The organism is Diaphorobacter sp. HDW4A, from assembly GCF_011305995.1.
Classification (GTDB): domain Bacteria; phylum Pseudomonadota; class Gammaproteobacteria; order Burkholderiales; family Burkholderiaceae_C; genus Diaphorobacter_A.
In genome coordinates this window covers 4461406-4474541 of sequence record NZ_CP049910.1, presented here as the reverse complement: position 1 = coordinate 4474541, position 13136 = coordinate 4461406, and the positions used below count along the sequence as shown (strand labels likewise).

The 13136-nt window shown below is 57.7% G+C and carries 20 protein-coding genes and 1 tRNA gene; all 21 read left to right on the top strand.

The genetic code is table 11. The features are described 5' to 3' along the window. Window positions 1-173 precede the first annotated feature (173 nt). The 21 genes from rplN (at window position 174) to G7047_RS20435 (ending at window position 13136) form a co-directional block, all read left to right on the top strand. Window positions 174-542: a 50S ribosomal protein L14 gene (rplN, locus tag G7047_RS20535; protein ID WP_166309585.1), complete on the top strand. Its 369-nt coding sequence runs from the start codon at window positions 174-176 to the stop codon at window positions 540-542. Between the two features lie 11 nt (window positions 543-553). Next, the gene (rplX, locus tag G7047_RS20530; RefSeq protein ID WP_166309583.1) at window positions 554-874 is read left to right on the top strand and encodes a 50S ribosomal protein L24; all 321 of its coding nucleotides are present in this window, start codon (window positions 554-556) and stop codon (window positions 872-874) included. A gap of 9 nt (window positions 875-883) precedes the next feature. Further along, window positions 884-1423 (top strand): 50S ribosomal protein L5, encoded by a 540-nt coding sequence (gene rplE / locus G7047_RS20525; protein ID WP_166309581.1) that lies wholly within the window; start codon window positions 884-886, stop codon window positions 1421-1423. Between the two features lie 8 nt (window positions 1424-1431). Next, complete coding sequence (gene rpsN / locus G7047_RS20520) at window positions 1432-1737, top strand: 30S ribosomal protein S14 (protein WP_011803856.1); 306 nt, start codon at window positions 1432-1434, stop codon at window positions 1735-1737. 20 nt (window positions 1738-1757) lie between these two features. Continuing rightward, window positions 1758-2153 (top strand): 30S ribosomal protein S8, encoded by a 396-nt coding sequence (gene rpsH, locus G7047_RS20515; RefSeq protein ID WP_166309579.1) that lies wholly within the window; start codon window positions 1758-1760, stop codon window positions 2151-2153. 23 nt (window positions 2154-2176) lie between these two features. After that, window positions 2177-2710, top strand: a complete 534-nt coding sequence (gene rplF, locus G7047_RS20510) for a 50S ribosomal protein L6 (RefSeq protein WP_166309577.1) — start codon at window positions 2177-2179, stop codon at window positions 2708-2710. Window positions 2711-2721: 11 nt separating this feature from the next. Next, complete coding sequence (rplR, locus tag G7047_RS20505) at window positions 2722-3087, top strand: 50S ribosomal protein L18 (protein WP_166309575.1); 366 nt, start codon at window positions 2722-2724, stop codon at window positions 3085-3087. Between the two features lie 16 nt (window positions 3088-3103). After that, window positions 3104-3625: a 30S ribosomal protein S5 gene (gene rpsE / locus G7047_RS20500; protein ID WP_166309573.1), complete on the top strand. Its 522-nt coding sequence runs from the start codon at window positions 3104-3106 to the stop codon at window positions 3623-3625. A gap of 14 nt (window positions 3626-3639) precedes the next feature. Next, entirely contained in the window at window positions 3640-3822 is a 183-nt protein-coding gene (gene rpmD, locus G7047_RS20495) for a 50S ribosomal protein L30 (RefSeq protein ID WP_166309571.1), read from the top strand. A gap of 11 nt (window positions 3823-3833) precedes the next feature. Continuing rightward, window positions 3834-4265: a 50S ribosomal protein L15 gene (rplO, locus tag G7047_RS20490; RefSeq protein WP_166312180.1), complete on the top strand. Its 432-nt coding sequence runs from the start codon at window positions 3834-3836 to the stop codon at window positions 4263-4265. Between the two features lie 22 nt (window positions 4266-4287). Next, the gene (gene secY / locus G7047_RS20485) at window positions 4288-5601 is read left to right on the top strand and encodes a preprotein translocase subunit SecY (RefSeq protein WP_166309569.1); all 1314 of its coding nucleotides are present in this window, start codon (window positions 4288-4290) and stop codon (window positions 5599-5601) included. A gap of 162 nt (window positions 5602-5763) precedes the next feature. Further along, window positions 5764-5877, top strand: a complete 114-nt coding sequence (rpmJ, locus tag G7047_RS20480; RefSeq protein WP_019576345.1) for a 50S ribosomal protein L36 — start codon at window positions 5764-5766, stop codon at window positions 5875-5877. 21 nt (window positions 5878-5898) lie between these two features. Continuing rightward, window positions 5899-6264, top strand: a complete 366-nt coding sequence (gene rpsM / locus G7047_RS20475) for a 30S ribosomal protein S13 (protein WP_166309567.1) — start codon at window positions 5899-5901, stop codon at window positions 6262-6264. Window positions 6265-6278: 14 nt separating this feature from the next. Beyond that, window positions 6279-6683 (top strand): 30S ribosomal protein S11, encoded by a 405-nt coding sequence (gene rpsK / locus G7047_RS20470; protein ID WP_011793799.1) that lies wholly within the window; start codon window positions 6279-6281, stop codon window positions 6681-6683. Window positions 6684-6775: 92 nt separating this feature from the next. After that, on the top strand, window positions 6776-7399 hold the full coding sequence (gene rpsD / locus G7047_RS20465) for a 30S ribosomal protein S4 (RefSeq protein WP_166309565.1): 624 nt from the start codon (window positions 6776-6778) through the stop codon (window positions 7397-7399). 118 nt (window positions 7400-7517) lie between these two features. Then, window positions 7518-8510, top strand: a complete 993-nt coding sequence (gene rpoA / locus G7047_RS20460; RefSeq protein ID WP_166067726.1) for a DNA-directed RNA polymerase subunit alpha — start codon at window positions 7518-7520, stop codon at window positions 8508-8510. 150 nt (window positions 8511-8660) lie between these two features. Next, window positions 8661-9056 carry a 50S ribosomal protein L17 gene (rplQ, locus tag G7047_RS20455; RefSeq protein ID WP_166309563.1) on the top strand — a complete coding sequence of 132 codons (396 nt, stop codon included), beginning with the start codon at window positions 8661-8663 and terminating at the stop codon, window positions 9054-9056. Window positions 9057-9098: 42 nt separating this feature from the next. After that, window positions 9099-9175: transfer RNA gene (locus tag G7047_RS20450), tRNA-Met, on the top strand. A 175-nt stretch (window positions 9176-9350) separates the two neighbouring features. Beyond that, complete coding sequence (locus G7047_RS20445) at window positions 9351-10610, top strand: Hsp70 family protein (protein ID WP_371813812.1); 1260 nt, start codon at window positions 9351-9353, stop codon at window positions 10608-10610. 197 nt (window positions 10611-10807) lie between these two features. Further along, a complete protein-coding gene (locus G7047_RS20440; RefSeq protein WP_371813896.1) occupies window positions 10808-11986 on the top strand; it encodes an ABC transporter substrate-binding protein in 1179 nt (392 codons plus the stop codon). A 229-nt stretch (window positions 11987-12215) separates the two neighbouring features. Then, window positions 12216-13136: a branched-chain amino acid ABC transporter permease gene (locus G7047_RS20435; protein WP_166309559.1), complete on the top strand. Its 921-nt coding sequence runs from the start codon at window positions 12216-12218 to the stop codon at window positions 13134-13136.

The window sequence follows — 13136 nt, the reverse complement described above, 5'->3', positions numbered from 1 at the left end:
CTTGACGGGTCGAGATATCTTTGCGAGAATACAAGGCTTCGCATTAATTTATGCGAAACTTTTCTGCCCAGCGGATGAGCTGTGAATGGTTTGCAGCTCTGACGACGGGCCCAAGACTGATTGGTTCGCTCTCATTCGTGAGGGTGATTCCGGTGCAAGTTGGGAATATTGAAATGATCCAGACAGAATCTCGGTTAGACGTCGCCGATAACACCGGCGCGAAGTCCGTCCTCTGCATCAAGGTGCTGGGTGGCTCCAAGCGTCGTTATGCAAGCGTCGGCGACATCATCAAGGTCACCGTCAAGGAAGCTGCTCCGCGTGGTCGCGTCAAAAAAGGCGATATCTACAGCGCAGTGGTGGTCCGCACAGCCAAGGGCATCCGCCGTGGCGACGGTTCGCTTGTTAAATTTGACGGCAATGCAGCAGTGCTGCTGAACGCCAAACTGGAGCCGATCGGCACCCGCATCTTCGGCCCCGTGACACGTGAACTGCGTACTGAAAAGTTCATGAAGATCGTGTCTCTGGCACCCGAAGTTCTCTAAGGACACGAGTTATGAACAAGATTCGCAAGGGCGATGAAGTCATCGTGCTCACAGGGCGCGATAAGGGCAAGCGTGGCACGGTTTCGCTGCGCAAGGATGATTCCCACGTGCTCGTGGAAGGCATCAACCTGGTCAAGAAGCACGTCAAGCCGAACCCCATGAAGGGTACGACCGGCGGCATCGTGGAAAAGGCCATGCCTATCCACCAGTCCAACGTAGCGATCTTCAATGCCGCCACCGGCAAGGCTGACCGTGTTGGCGTCAAGGTGCAAGCTGACGGTTCGCGCGTTCGCGTGTTCAAGTCCAACGGCGCCGAAATCAAGGCAGCCTAAGGAGTCAACATGGCACGACTGCAAAAATACTACCGCGAAAAGATTGTTGCTGAACTGACAGAAAAGTTCGGCTACAAGACCCCCATGGAAGTCCCGCGCCTCACGAAGATCACCCTGAACATGGGTGTGAGCGAAGCCGTGGCTGACAAGAAGGTGATGGACCACGCTGTGTCCGATCTGACCAAGATTGCGGGTCAGAAGCCTGTTGTTACCAAGTCGAAGAAGCCAATCGCTGGCTTCAAGATCCGTGAAGGCCAAGCGATTGGCTGCATGGTGACTCTGCGTGGCGTTCAGATGTATGAATTCCTGGATCGTTTCGTGACCGTGGCTCTGCCGCGCGTTCGTGACTTCCGTGGTATCTCTGGTCGCGCTTTCGACGGCCGTGGCAACTACAACATCGGCGTCAAAGAACAGATCATCTTCCCTGAAATTGAGTACGACAAGGTCGACGCACTGCGTGGTCTCAATATCAGCATCACCACGACAGCCAAGAACGACGAAGAAGCCAAGGCTCTTCTCGCTGGCTTCCGTTTCCCGTTCAAGAACTAAGGCAGCGTATGGCTAAAGTAGCTCTGATCCAGCGCGAACTCAAGCGCGAAAAACTGGCCGCCAAGTACGCTGCCAAGTACGCAGAACTGAAGGCAATCGCCGGCGACGCAAAGCGTAGCGACGAGGAGCGTGAAGCAGCCCGTCTGGGCCTGCAGAAGCTCCCACGCAATGCAAATCCCACACGTCAGCGCAACCGTTGCGAAATCACCGGTCGCCCACGTGGCACATTCCGTCAATTCGGTCTGGGCCGCGCCAAGATCCGTGAACTGGCTTTTGCTGGCGACATCCCCGGTGTCACCAAGGCCAGCTGGTAAGCAGGCAGGAGAGATACAACATGAGCATGAGTGATCCCATCGCTGACTTGCTGACCCGCATTCGCAATGCGCAAATGGTTTCCAAGGCTACCGTTTCGGTGCCATCTTCCAAGGTGAAGATTGCCATTGCACAGGTGCTGAAGGACGAGGGTTACATTGACGGCTTCCAGGTTAAGACCGAAGACGGCAAGTCTGAACTCCTAATCACACTGAAGTACTACGCCGGTCGCCCCGTGATCGAGCGTATCGAGCGCGTGAGCCGTCCTGGCCTGCGTGTGTACAAGGGTCGTGATTCCATCCCTACCGTGATGAACGGTCTGGGTGTGGCAATCGTCACCACTCCCAAGGGTGTGATGACCGACCGCAAGGCGCGTGCTACCGGTGTCGGTGGCGAAGTGCTTTGCTACGTCGCTTAACGTGGCATTGAGGAGAAACTGAAATGTCCCGCGTAGGAAAATCCCCTGTTACCGTCCCGCAAGGCGTGGACGTGACATTGAACAACAACCAGATCAGCGTCAAGGGCGCAGGCGGCACTCTGTCCCTGAACCCCAACGCCCTGGTGACAGTGACTCTGAACGAAGGCAAGCTGACGTTTGTCCCCGTGAACGAGTCCCGCGAAGCCAATGCCATGAGCGGCACCATGCGTCAGCTGGTGAACAACATGGTTCTGGGTGTGAGCAAGGGTTTCGAGAAGAAGTTGACGCTGATCGGCGTGGGCTTCAAGGCTGCTGCTTCCGGTTCCAAGTTGAACCTGGCTGTTGGCTATTCGCACCCTGTTAACTTCGAGATGCCTCAGGGCATCACTGTGGCAACTCCAACACCGACCGAAATCATCCTCAAGGGTGCAGATCGTCAACGCGTTGGTCAGCTGGCTGCAGAAATCCGCGCTGTGCGTCCTCCCGAGCCTTACAAAGGCAAGGGCATCCGTTATGCGGATGAGAAGGTCGTCATCAAAGAGACCAAGAAGAAATAAGGAGCTGCAACATGTTGACAAAGAAAGAGCAGCGTCTTCGTCGTGCCCGTCAGACGCGTATTCGTATTGCCCAACAAGGCATTGCACGTCTGTCCGTGAATCGTACGAACCTCCATATCTACGCTACGCTGATTTCTGGCGATGGCTCCAAGGTGCTGGCTTCGGCCTCCACTGCAGAAGCCGATGTTCGCAAGGAACTGGGCGGCGCTGGCAAGGGCGGCAACGTCTCCGCTGCGCAAGCCATCGGCAAGCGCATTGCTGAAAAGGCAAAGGCCGCTGGCGTTGAAAAAGTAGCTTTCGATCGCGCTGGTTTCGCATACCACGGCCGAGTGAAGGCTTTGGCTGAAGCTGCCCGCGAAGCGGGTCTGCAGTTCTAAGCGGAGCGGATAGAAAATGGCAAAGTTTTCCCCCAAGGTGCAAGACGAAGGTCGTGACGACGGTCTGCGCGAAAAAATGATCGCGGTGAACCGCGTCACCAAGGTTGTGAAGGGTGGTCGTATTCTCGGCTTCGCTGCACTGACCGTGGTTGGCGACGGTGATGGCCGCGTTGGCATGGGCAAGGGCAAGTCGAAAGAAGTGCCTGCAGCTGTGCAGAAGGCTATGGAAGAAGCTCGTCGCAACATGGTGAAGGTTTCGTTGAAAAACGGTACCGTCTACCACAGCGTGATGGGTCACCACGGCGCTGCTTCGGTGATGCTGAATCCGGCCCCCAAGGGTACCGGTATCATCGCAGGCGGCCCGATGCGCGCAGTGTTCGAAGTGATGGGTATCACTGACATCGTTGCGAAGAGCCACGGCTCGTCCAACCCCTACAACATGGTTCGTGCAACGTTCGACGCACTGGCAAATTCCACTACCCCTTCGGAAGTGGCAGCCAAGCGTGGCAAGAGCGTTGAAGACCTGTTTGTTGCCTGATCGAGAGGCCAGCAATGACAACGCAAACAACCGTTAAGGTTCAATTGGTGCGCAGCCCTATCGGCACCAAGGAATCGCACCGCGCTACCGTGCGTGGCCTGGGTCTTCGCAAGCTCAACAGCACCAGCGAACTCAAGGACACACCTGAAGTGCGCGGCATGATCAACAAGATCAGCTATCTGGTCAAAGTCCTCTGAAAGGATTGATGATGGAACTCAATAGCATCAAGCCTGCAGATGGCGCAAAGCACGCCAAGCGTCGCGTGGGCCGTGGTATCGGCTCTGGCCTTGGCAAGACCGCTGGTCGCGGTCACAAGGGTCAGAAGTCGCGTTCGGGTGGCTACCACAAGGTAGGCTTCGAAGGCGGTCAGATGCCTCTGCAGCGTCGTCTGCCAAAGCGTGGTTTCAAGTCCACAACGTTGAAGTTCAACGCTGAAGTGACTTTGTCTGCGCTGAATCAACTCGACATGGCTGAAGTGGACGTTCTTGCATTGAAGAATGCAGGTCTCGTCGGCCAACTCGCGAAGGTCGTGAAGGTGATCAAGTCTGGTGAACTCACCAAGGCTGTGAAGCTGAACGGTATCGGCGCGACTGCAGGTGCCAAGGCTGCTATCGAAGCAGCCGGTGGTTCCCTGGCCTAATTCGGCTTAAAGAAAGGCATCCGTGGCTACTAACGCAGCGCAAATTGCGAAAACGGGCAAGTTCGGCGACCTGCGTCGTCGACTGGTGTTTTTGTTGCTGGCGTTGGTCGTGTACCGCATCGGGGCGCATATCCCCGTGCCGGGCATCGATCCAGCTCAGCTGCAGCAGCTGTTCAGTGGCCAACAAGGTGGCATTCTGAACCTGTTCAACATGTTCTCGGGTGGGGCGCTTTCGCGCTTCACGGTGTTCGCACTGGGGATCATGCCGTATATCTCGGCATCGATCATCATGCAGCTCATGACCTACGTGGTCCCGACATTTGAGCAGTTGAAGAAGGAAGGCGAATCCGGCCGCAGGAAGATCACCCAGTACACGCGTTATGGAACGCTTGGCTTGGCACTCTTTCAGTCGCTTGGTATTGCTGTCGCTCTGGAGAGCTCCGCAGGCCTGGTGCTGAACCCCGGGTTTGGCTTCCGCATGACGGCCGTTGTCAGCCTTACCGCTGGCACGATGTTCCTCATGTGGCTGGGCGAGCAGATCACCGAGCGTGGTCTGGGCAATGGTATCTCCATACTGATCTTCGGCGGTATCGCCGCAGGTCTGCCCAGCGCGATCGGTGGGATGTTCGAGCTCGTACGTACTGGCGCCATGGGGCCGCTGGCAGCAATTCTGATCATCGTGATCATTGCTCTGGTGACCTATTTCGTTGTGTTCGTAGAGCGCGGTCAGCGCAAGATTCTGGTGAACTACGCAAGGCGTCAGGTGGGCAACAAGGTATATGGCGGTCAATCCTCCCATTTGCCTCTGAAGCTCAACATGGCCGGTGTGATTCCCCCGATCTTCGCTTCGTCCATCATCTTGTTGCCTGCTACTGTGGTGAACTGGTTCAGTGCCGGTGAGTCCATGCGCTGGTTGAAGGACATCGCGGGTACGCTTACCCCGGGTCAACCGATCTACGTATTGCTCTACGCTGCTGCAATCATTTTCTTCTGCTTCTTCTACACGGCTCTGGTTTTCAACAGCCGCGAGACTGCAGACAACTTGAAGAAGAGCGGTGCGTTCATTCCGGGCATTCGTCCTGGGGAGAATACAGCGCGCTACATCGACAAGATTCTGGTTCGACTGACGCTGGTTGGCGCGGTGTACATCACTTTTGTGTGCCTGCTGCCAGAGTTCCTGATCCTGAAGTACAACGTGCCATTCTATTTTGGTGGTACGTCTCTCATGATCATTGTGGTGGTCACCATGGACTTCATGGCCCAGGTTCAGAACTACATGATGTCGCAGCAGTATGAGTCGTTGTTGAAAAAGGCAAACTTTAAAACAACGCTCTGAGTGTGTAGCAAGCAAGATTTGGGCGATTGCGCTAAAATGCGCGGTTCGCCTGAATGCAACGGTAATTGATGCCCTTCGAGCTATCGCGGGCACAAAACTTTCGATGAAACTTTGTGTTCCGCTGCAGGCAGCCGGGACGAATTGGAAATTTAGGAGAATGCAATGAGAGTTTCGGCTTCGGTCAAGAAGATTTGCCGCAACTGCAAAATCATCCGCCGCAAGGGCGTTGTGCGTGTCATCTGTACAGATGCACGCCACAAGCAGCGCCAAGGCTGATTGAGACATTAGAGGACGCAAATGGCACGTATCGCTGGTATCAATATTCCTCCGCATCAGCATGCTGAAATCGGCCTGACGGCTATTTTCGGCATCGGTCGCACACGCGCTCGCAAGATCTGCGAAGCATGCGGAATCGCCTTCTCCAAGAAGGTCAAAGACTTCACCGACGCAGATCTCGAAAAGATCCGCGACGAAATCGCTCAGTTCACCATTGAAGGTGACCTGCGCCGTGAAACCACCATGAACATCAAGCGCTTGATGGACATTGGTTGCTATCGCGGCTTCCGCCATCGCCGAGGCCTGCCTATGCGTGGTCAGCGTACGCGTACCAATGCTCGTACTCGCAAGGGTCCGCGCAAGGGCGCAGCGGCACTCAAGAAGTAAATAGGTAGAGCACTATGGCTAAATCACCCGCAAACAATGCTGCTCAGCGTGTTCGCAAGAAGGTTCGCAAGAACGTTTCTGACGGCATCGCTCACGTGCACGCATCGTTCAACAACACGATCATCACCATCACTGATCGCCAAGGCAACGCCCTTTCTTGGGCTTCGTCCGGCGGTCAGGGTTTCAAGGGTTCGCGCAAGTCGACTCCGTTTGCTGCTCAGGTAGCATCCGAAGTGGCTGGCCGCGCTGCCATTGAACAGGGGATCAAGAACCTCGACGTCGAGATCAAGGGCCCAGGTCCAGGTCGCGAGTCGTCGGTGCGCGCTCTGGGCGCACTGGGTATCCGCATCACTTCGATCTCCGACGTGACGCCGGTTCCCCACAACGGCTGCCGCCCTCAAAAGCGTCGTCGTATCTAATCGATTCATAAGCCCACCGCCACCAACGCTTTCAGCGATGGTGGCTCCCGCGTTGGTCAAACAACGCGGCAGATGAAAACAAGGAAGCTCAAGTGGCACGTTACCTCGGCCCCAAGGCCAAACTCTCCCGCCGTGAAGGCACCGACCTGTTCCTGAAGAGCGCACGTCGCTCGATCGCGGACAAGTGCAAGTTCGACTCGAAGCCTGGCCAACATGGCCGCACTTCGGGTGCACGTACCTCCGACTACGGTCTGCAACTGCGCGAAAAGCAAAAAGTAAAGCGCATGTACGGCGTGTTGGAGAAGCAGTTCCGTCGCTACTTCGAAATGGCTGATGGCAAGAAGGGCAACACTGGTGCCAACCTGCTGTCCGTGCTCGAATCGCGTCTGGACAATGTCGTGTACCGTATGGGCTTCGGCTCCACACGTGCTGAAGCACGTCAGCTGGTGTCGCACAAGGCCATCACCGTGAACGGTCAATCCGTGAACATCGCTTCCTACCTGGTGAAGGCTGGTGATGTGGTTGCCGTGCGTGAGAAGTCCAAGAAGCAGGCTCGTATCGTCGAAGCTCTGCAACTGGCCCAGCAAGTGGGTCTGCCCGCTTGGGTTGAGGTGAACGTCGACAAGGTCGAAGGCATCTTCAAGAAGTCTCCTGACCGTGACGAATTCGCGGCCGACATCAACGAATCGCTGATCGTTGAGTTGTACTCGCGTTAATTCTCTGCTTGGCTGAAGAGTTTTCGAGAAACTGTTCCTAAACCGCGAGGCATCGCGGTTTAGGCGCTTCACTAGCCTTACCGGTGTAACGAGCTGGGGGTATTAAGAGGAAGTCCGCATGCAAACCAATTTGCTGAAGCCCAAGGCAATCAACGTAGAACAGCTTGGTCACAATCGTGCCAAGGTCGAGTTGGAGCCTTTTGAGCGTGGTTACGGCCACACCCTGGGCAATGCTATCCGCCGCGTACTGCTCTCCTCCATGGTTGGCTACGCTGCAACGGAAGTGACCATCGCTGGTGTGCTGCACGAGTACTCGTCCATCGACGGTGTTCAGGAAGATGTCGTCAACATCCTGCTGAACCTGAAGGGCGTGGTTTTCAAACTGCACAACCGTGACGAAGTGACCCTGAGCCTGCGCAAAGATGGCGAAGGCGTTGTCACCGCACAAGACATCCAGACTCCGCATGACGTGGAAATCGTCAATCCGGACCATGTGATCGCCCATCTGTCTGCCGGCGGCAAGCTGGACATGCAGATCAAGGTGGAGAAGGGTCGCGGTTATGTGCCGGGCAACCTGCGCCGCTATTCCGACGAATCGACCAAGTCGATCGGCCGCATCGTTCTGGACGCATCGTTTTCCCCAGTGAAGCGCGTGAGCTACACCGTGGAAAGCGCCCGCGTGGAACAGCGTACCGACCTGGACAAGCTGGTCGTCGAAATCGAAACCAACGGTGCCATCACCGCTGAAGACGCAGTGCGTGCCTCCGCCAAGATTCTGGTAGAACAGCTGGCTGTGTTCGCTCAGCTCGAAGGCGGCGAACTGGCTGCATTCGATGCACCATCGGGTTCACGCAATAACGCGACGTTCGATCCAATCCTGCTGCGTCCTGTGGATGAGCTGGAACTGACCGTGCGTTCCGCCAACTGCCTGAAGGCCGAAAACATCTACTACATCGGTGATCTGATCCAGCGCACCGAGAACGAGCTGCTCAAGACCCCCAATCTGGGTCGTAAGTCGCTCAACGAAATCAAGGAAGTTCTTGCCTCGCGTGGTCTCACGCTCGGCATGAAGCTCGAGAACTGGCCACCGGCCGGCCTCGACAAGCGTTGATTCAAGACGCTATAATCGCAGGCTTACCAGTTTTTGATTGGTGGGCTTTGCAAAAAGCATGGACTTGAGTGCCTCGCACCCTGTCACACCGCGCAGCGGCCAGTACCTGATCCGGCTGGCCGCTAAAACATTTATCAAAAGGAATTTCCCATGCGCCACGGTCTCGGCCTTCGCAAACTGAATCGCACCAGCTCGCACCGCCTCGCGATGCTGAAGAACATGATGAACTCGCTCATCGAGCACGAGGCCATCAAGACTACCGTTCCCAAGGCCAAGGAACTGCGCCGCGTGATCGAACCCATGATCACTTTGGCCAAGGTGGACACTGTTGCCAACCGTCGTCTGGCATTCGACCGCCTGCGTGATCGCGACAGCGTGACCAAGCTGTTCAACGATCTGGGCCCGCGTTTCAACGCACGTCCAGGCGGCTACACACGTATCCTGAAGATGGGTTACCGTGTGGGCGACAACGCACCTATGGCTTACGTTGAGCTCGTGGACCGTGCTCCTGAAGCCGCCGCAGAAAATACTGAATCCGCTGCGTAATTCAAAAAATTACTGTAGATCTGGTATATAATAAACAGATACCGCGCGATGGAGCAGTCTGGTAGCTCGTTGGGCTCATAACCCAAAGGTCGGAGGTTCAAATCCTTCTCGCGCAACCAAATTGAAAAGCCCGCTTTGAATAAAGCGGGCTTTTTCTTTTTGTCCAAATCATTCCTGTGTGACTGGTCGGCATTCGATGGTGAGTGCTGCCGAGTCACCGGATGGGCGCCCGTTCGGATGAGCCCGCCAGTTGGCCCGCTCCGAAGGTCTCGCCCGCATCCAAGCTTCACAAGCATGATGGCTGATCACTCGCACACCATTCCCGGCACGCTGGGCATCGACTTCGGAACCTCCAACTCTGCCGCCGCCTTTTGTCCGCCAGGTGGGCAATCGCGCCTGCTGCCGCTCGAAGGCGCGGCCACAGGCATGCCCACGGCGCTGTTCTTCAATACCGAGGAGCACCGCACGCATTACGGGCGTGACGCGATGAAGCAGTATCTCGAGGGCGAGCCCGGCCGCCTGATGCGCTCGCTCAAAAGCCTTCTCGGCAGCGCGCTGCTGCAGGAAAAGACGGCCGTGCACGACAAGCTGGTGAGCTATCAGGACATCATCTCGCTGTTCCTGCGTCATGTATCACAGCAAACGCGTGCATCGCTCGACGGCAAGCTGCCCGAGCGCGTGGTGCTTGGCCGCCCGGTGCATTTCGTGGATGAGCATCCGGAGAGGGATCGTGATGCCCAGAACGCGCTGGCTCAGGCGGCGAAGGACGCGGGTCTCGGCGAAGTCAGCTTCCAACTCGAGCCGATTGCCGCAGCGCTGGATTACGAACGACGCCTGACCAGTGAAACCATTGCACTGGTGGTCGACATCGGCGGTGGTACGTCCGACTTCACCGTCGTGCGCCTCGGTCCTGAGCATGCGGGCAAGGCGGATCGCACGAGCGACATTCTCGCGACCGGCGGCGTGCACATCGGCGGCACGGACTTTGACCATCGACTCAACGTCGAGCAGGTCATGCCGCTGCTCGGATATCGCCATATCGGCTCGAGTGGCCGCGAGGTGCCAAGCAGCGTGTTCTTCGATCTGTCCACCTGGCACCTGATCCAGTGGCTCTATACGCAGAAATCGCTCGCTTCCGTGCGTGGATTGCGCGGCGACTACACGGATCCGCGCATGCACCAGCGCCTTCTGCGCGTGATCGAGGAGCGCGAAGGCCACCGCCTGGCTAACGCCGTGGAGCAGGCCAAGATCGTCGCTTCGAGCACCCATGGCGCTGCGCCCATTCAGCTCGACTGGCTGGAGCGAGGTCTGGATGCACAGATCACGCCGGACGATCTGCAGTCGCGCCTCGGCGCCTTGCTGCAGCAGGTGGTGCAATGCGCGCAGGACTGCGTTCAGCGCGCCGGAGTCAGCGTGCCCGGTGCGATCTATCTGACCGGTGGTTCTTCCGCGCTCACTGCGCTGCGCGGTGCCTTGCGCGTGGCTTTTCCCGAGGTGCCGCAGGTCGAGGGTGACCTCTTCGGCGGTGTCGCAACAGGGTTGGCTTACGCCTGATCGGCTTCTCTGCAAAGCGTCTATGACAGGCGCGCTTGCCATTGCATCGTGCTTCGGGTTAAACCCGGGATGCGCTCCGTTTTCTTCGCCGGTACATTGACTTACTTCACGGTCGCATCGCGCTGTTGGCCCGATGTCTTCCCTGTCACTGTTCAGCTTTGAAGATCATTTGAGGAGACGCGAGAATGAAGAAGGCGATGGTTCAGTTGGTAGTGGGTGCGTTGGGAGCGTGGAGCATGACCGGAGTCGTGCAGGCGCAGGACATCAAGATCGGCTACACGGCCGATCAGTCCGCGAGCGGCGTAGCGGAGCTCGGCATCGCTGGGCGCTGGGGTTTCGAGGCCGCCATCGAAGACATCAACAAGGCGGGCGGTATTCTCGGCCGCAAGGTGGTCGGCGTGGTCCGCGACGATCAGGGCACACCGCCCAAGGCGATCCAGACCGTGCAGGAGTTGATCGACAGCGAGAAGGTCAGCGGCATTGTCGGTCCCGCGAACTCGGGCAATGCGCTGGCATGGCTGCACATTCCGCAGCAAAAGAAGATTCCCGTGGTGGTGCCCATCGGCACGGCCACCGAGATCACCACACGCTACGCCAAGGAGCCACAGAATTTTCTGTATCGCATCTCGATGGTGGACCGTGAGCAGGTCTCGCTGCTCGGCGCCTATGCGGTGAAGGCCTCCAAGGAAAAGAAAATCGCGATTCTCGCGGACTCGACCGGCTACGGGCAGGGCGGCATCAAGGATGCGACGGAGATTCTTGCGTTGCACGGCGTCAAGCCGGTGGCGGTCGAAAAGTACGGTCCCAAGGACACGGACATGACCTCGCAGCTCAACAAGATCAAGGCTGCGGGCGCGGACACCGTGATCATCTACGGCATTGCCGATGGCGCGGCACAGGTGCTGCGCAGCATGGAGAAAATCAACTACATGCCGATCACGCTCGGCACTTGGGGCAATCTGAGTTCGCTGCTGCCCAAGATGGCAGGCGCCAAGCTCGCCGAGCACCTGATCATGGCCGCGTCGACGACGGAAGACACCTCCGCCAAGACCAAGGCGCTGGGCCAGCGCGTGCGCGTGAACTTCCCGACGCTCACCACCTTCCCGTGCTCGGCTCAGGCGTATGACTCGGTCATGCTGCTGGCCGCTGCGATGAAGCAGGCCAACAGCACGGATGGCGAGAAGGTTGCTGCGGCGCTGGAAAGCCTCAACAAGACCGATGGCGTGATCAAGACCTATGACAAGCCTTTCACCAAGACGAATCATGAAGGCTTGAGCGTGAGCGATTTCTACCTTGCGCGCTGGAAGGGCAGCGAGGTAGTACGTTTCGAAGACCCCATCTACAAGTCCCTCACTCCTGCCGATCTCAAGAAGTGATCTTCTTTGATTGGGGTTTTTCGTTGGTCGTTTAGAGATGACGATACAGGCCCTCATGCGTTGTTGTGGAAGCCTTGCCGTACGCGAGTACTGTCGGCGGCTTCACGCCTAGCTTGAGGGCCTGTCTCGTCATTGGGGTGGTGGGTTCGAGCGGGGCGCTTGCTGCTGGCGCTGCTGTTTGAATACCGGGATCACATTCCGTTTGTTCTTGGTTGGGCGTGAGGCGAATATGTTTGATTCGATTCTGCAGGCCGTCTTCAGCGGACTGGCGCTGGGCAGCATCTATGCGCTGGTAGCCGTGGGCTTCAACATCACGTTCAACACGACGAAGACGCTGAACTTCGGTCAGGGCGAGTTTCTCGTGGCGGGGGCGTTCGTGGCGGTGTCCGTGCTGTTGCTGCTGGCGGGCAAGAACATCACCGATTCCTTGCTGCCTGCCGATGTCACTTTGGGGCGTTATCTGCTCAGCCTTGTCGGCACGATGGCGGTGCTGGGTGTGCTCGGCGTGATTCTTTACTACACGGCGGTGCGGCCCTTCGTGGGGCGCGGCGGCATGGCGTGGGTGATGAGCACCATCGGCTTCGGCATCATCATCCAGAACACGGCGCTAGCGATCTGGGGGCCTTCGCCGATGGTGATGCCGTCGCCGCTCGGCAGCGAGGTGATCCGCATCGGCGGCGCGGGCGTGCTGCCTCAGGAGGTGCTGGTGCTGGTGGCGAGCGTGATCGTGCTGCTGGGTCTCGACTTCATCATGCGGCGCACCAAGATCGGCAAGGCAGTGCGCGCCGTCGCGCAAAGCGGCAGCGCGGCCACGCTCATGGGCATCAACGTGACAGCCATCGTGGTGCTGGCCTTCGTCATCAGCTCCAGCTTGGCGGGCCTTGCCGGACTGTTGATCGCGCCGATCACCACGGCCTCGGTTTTCATGGGCATGTCACTCGCGCTCAAGGCGTTTTCCTCGGCGATTCTCGGCGGGCTTACCAGTCCGCGCGGTTGCATGTTGGGTGGCTTCATTCTTGGTTTGATCGAGGCTTTGGTCGGGCTGTGGCAGGCCGAGCTGCGTGAGATCAGCATCTTCGTGCTCATCATCCTGGTGCTCGTCGTGCGGCCGCAGGGTCTCTTGGGCCAGAAGATCGTGGAGAAGGTCTGA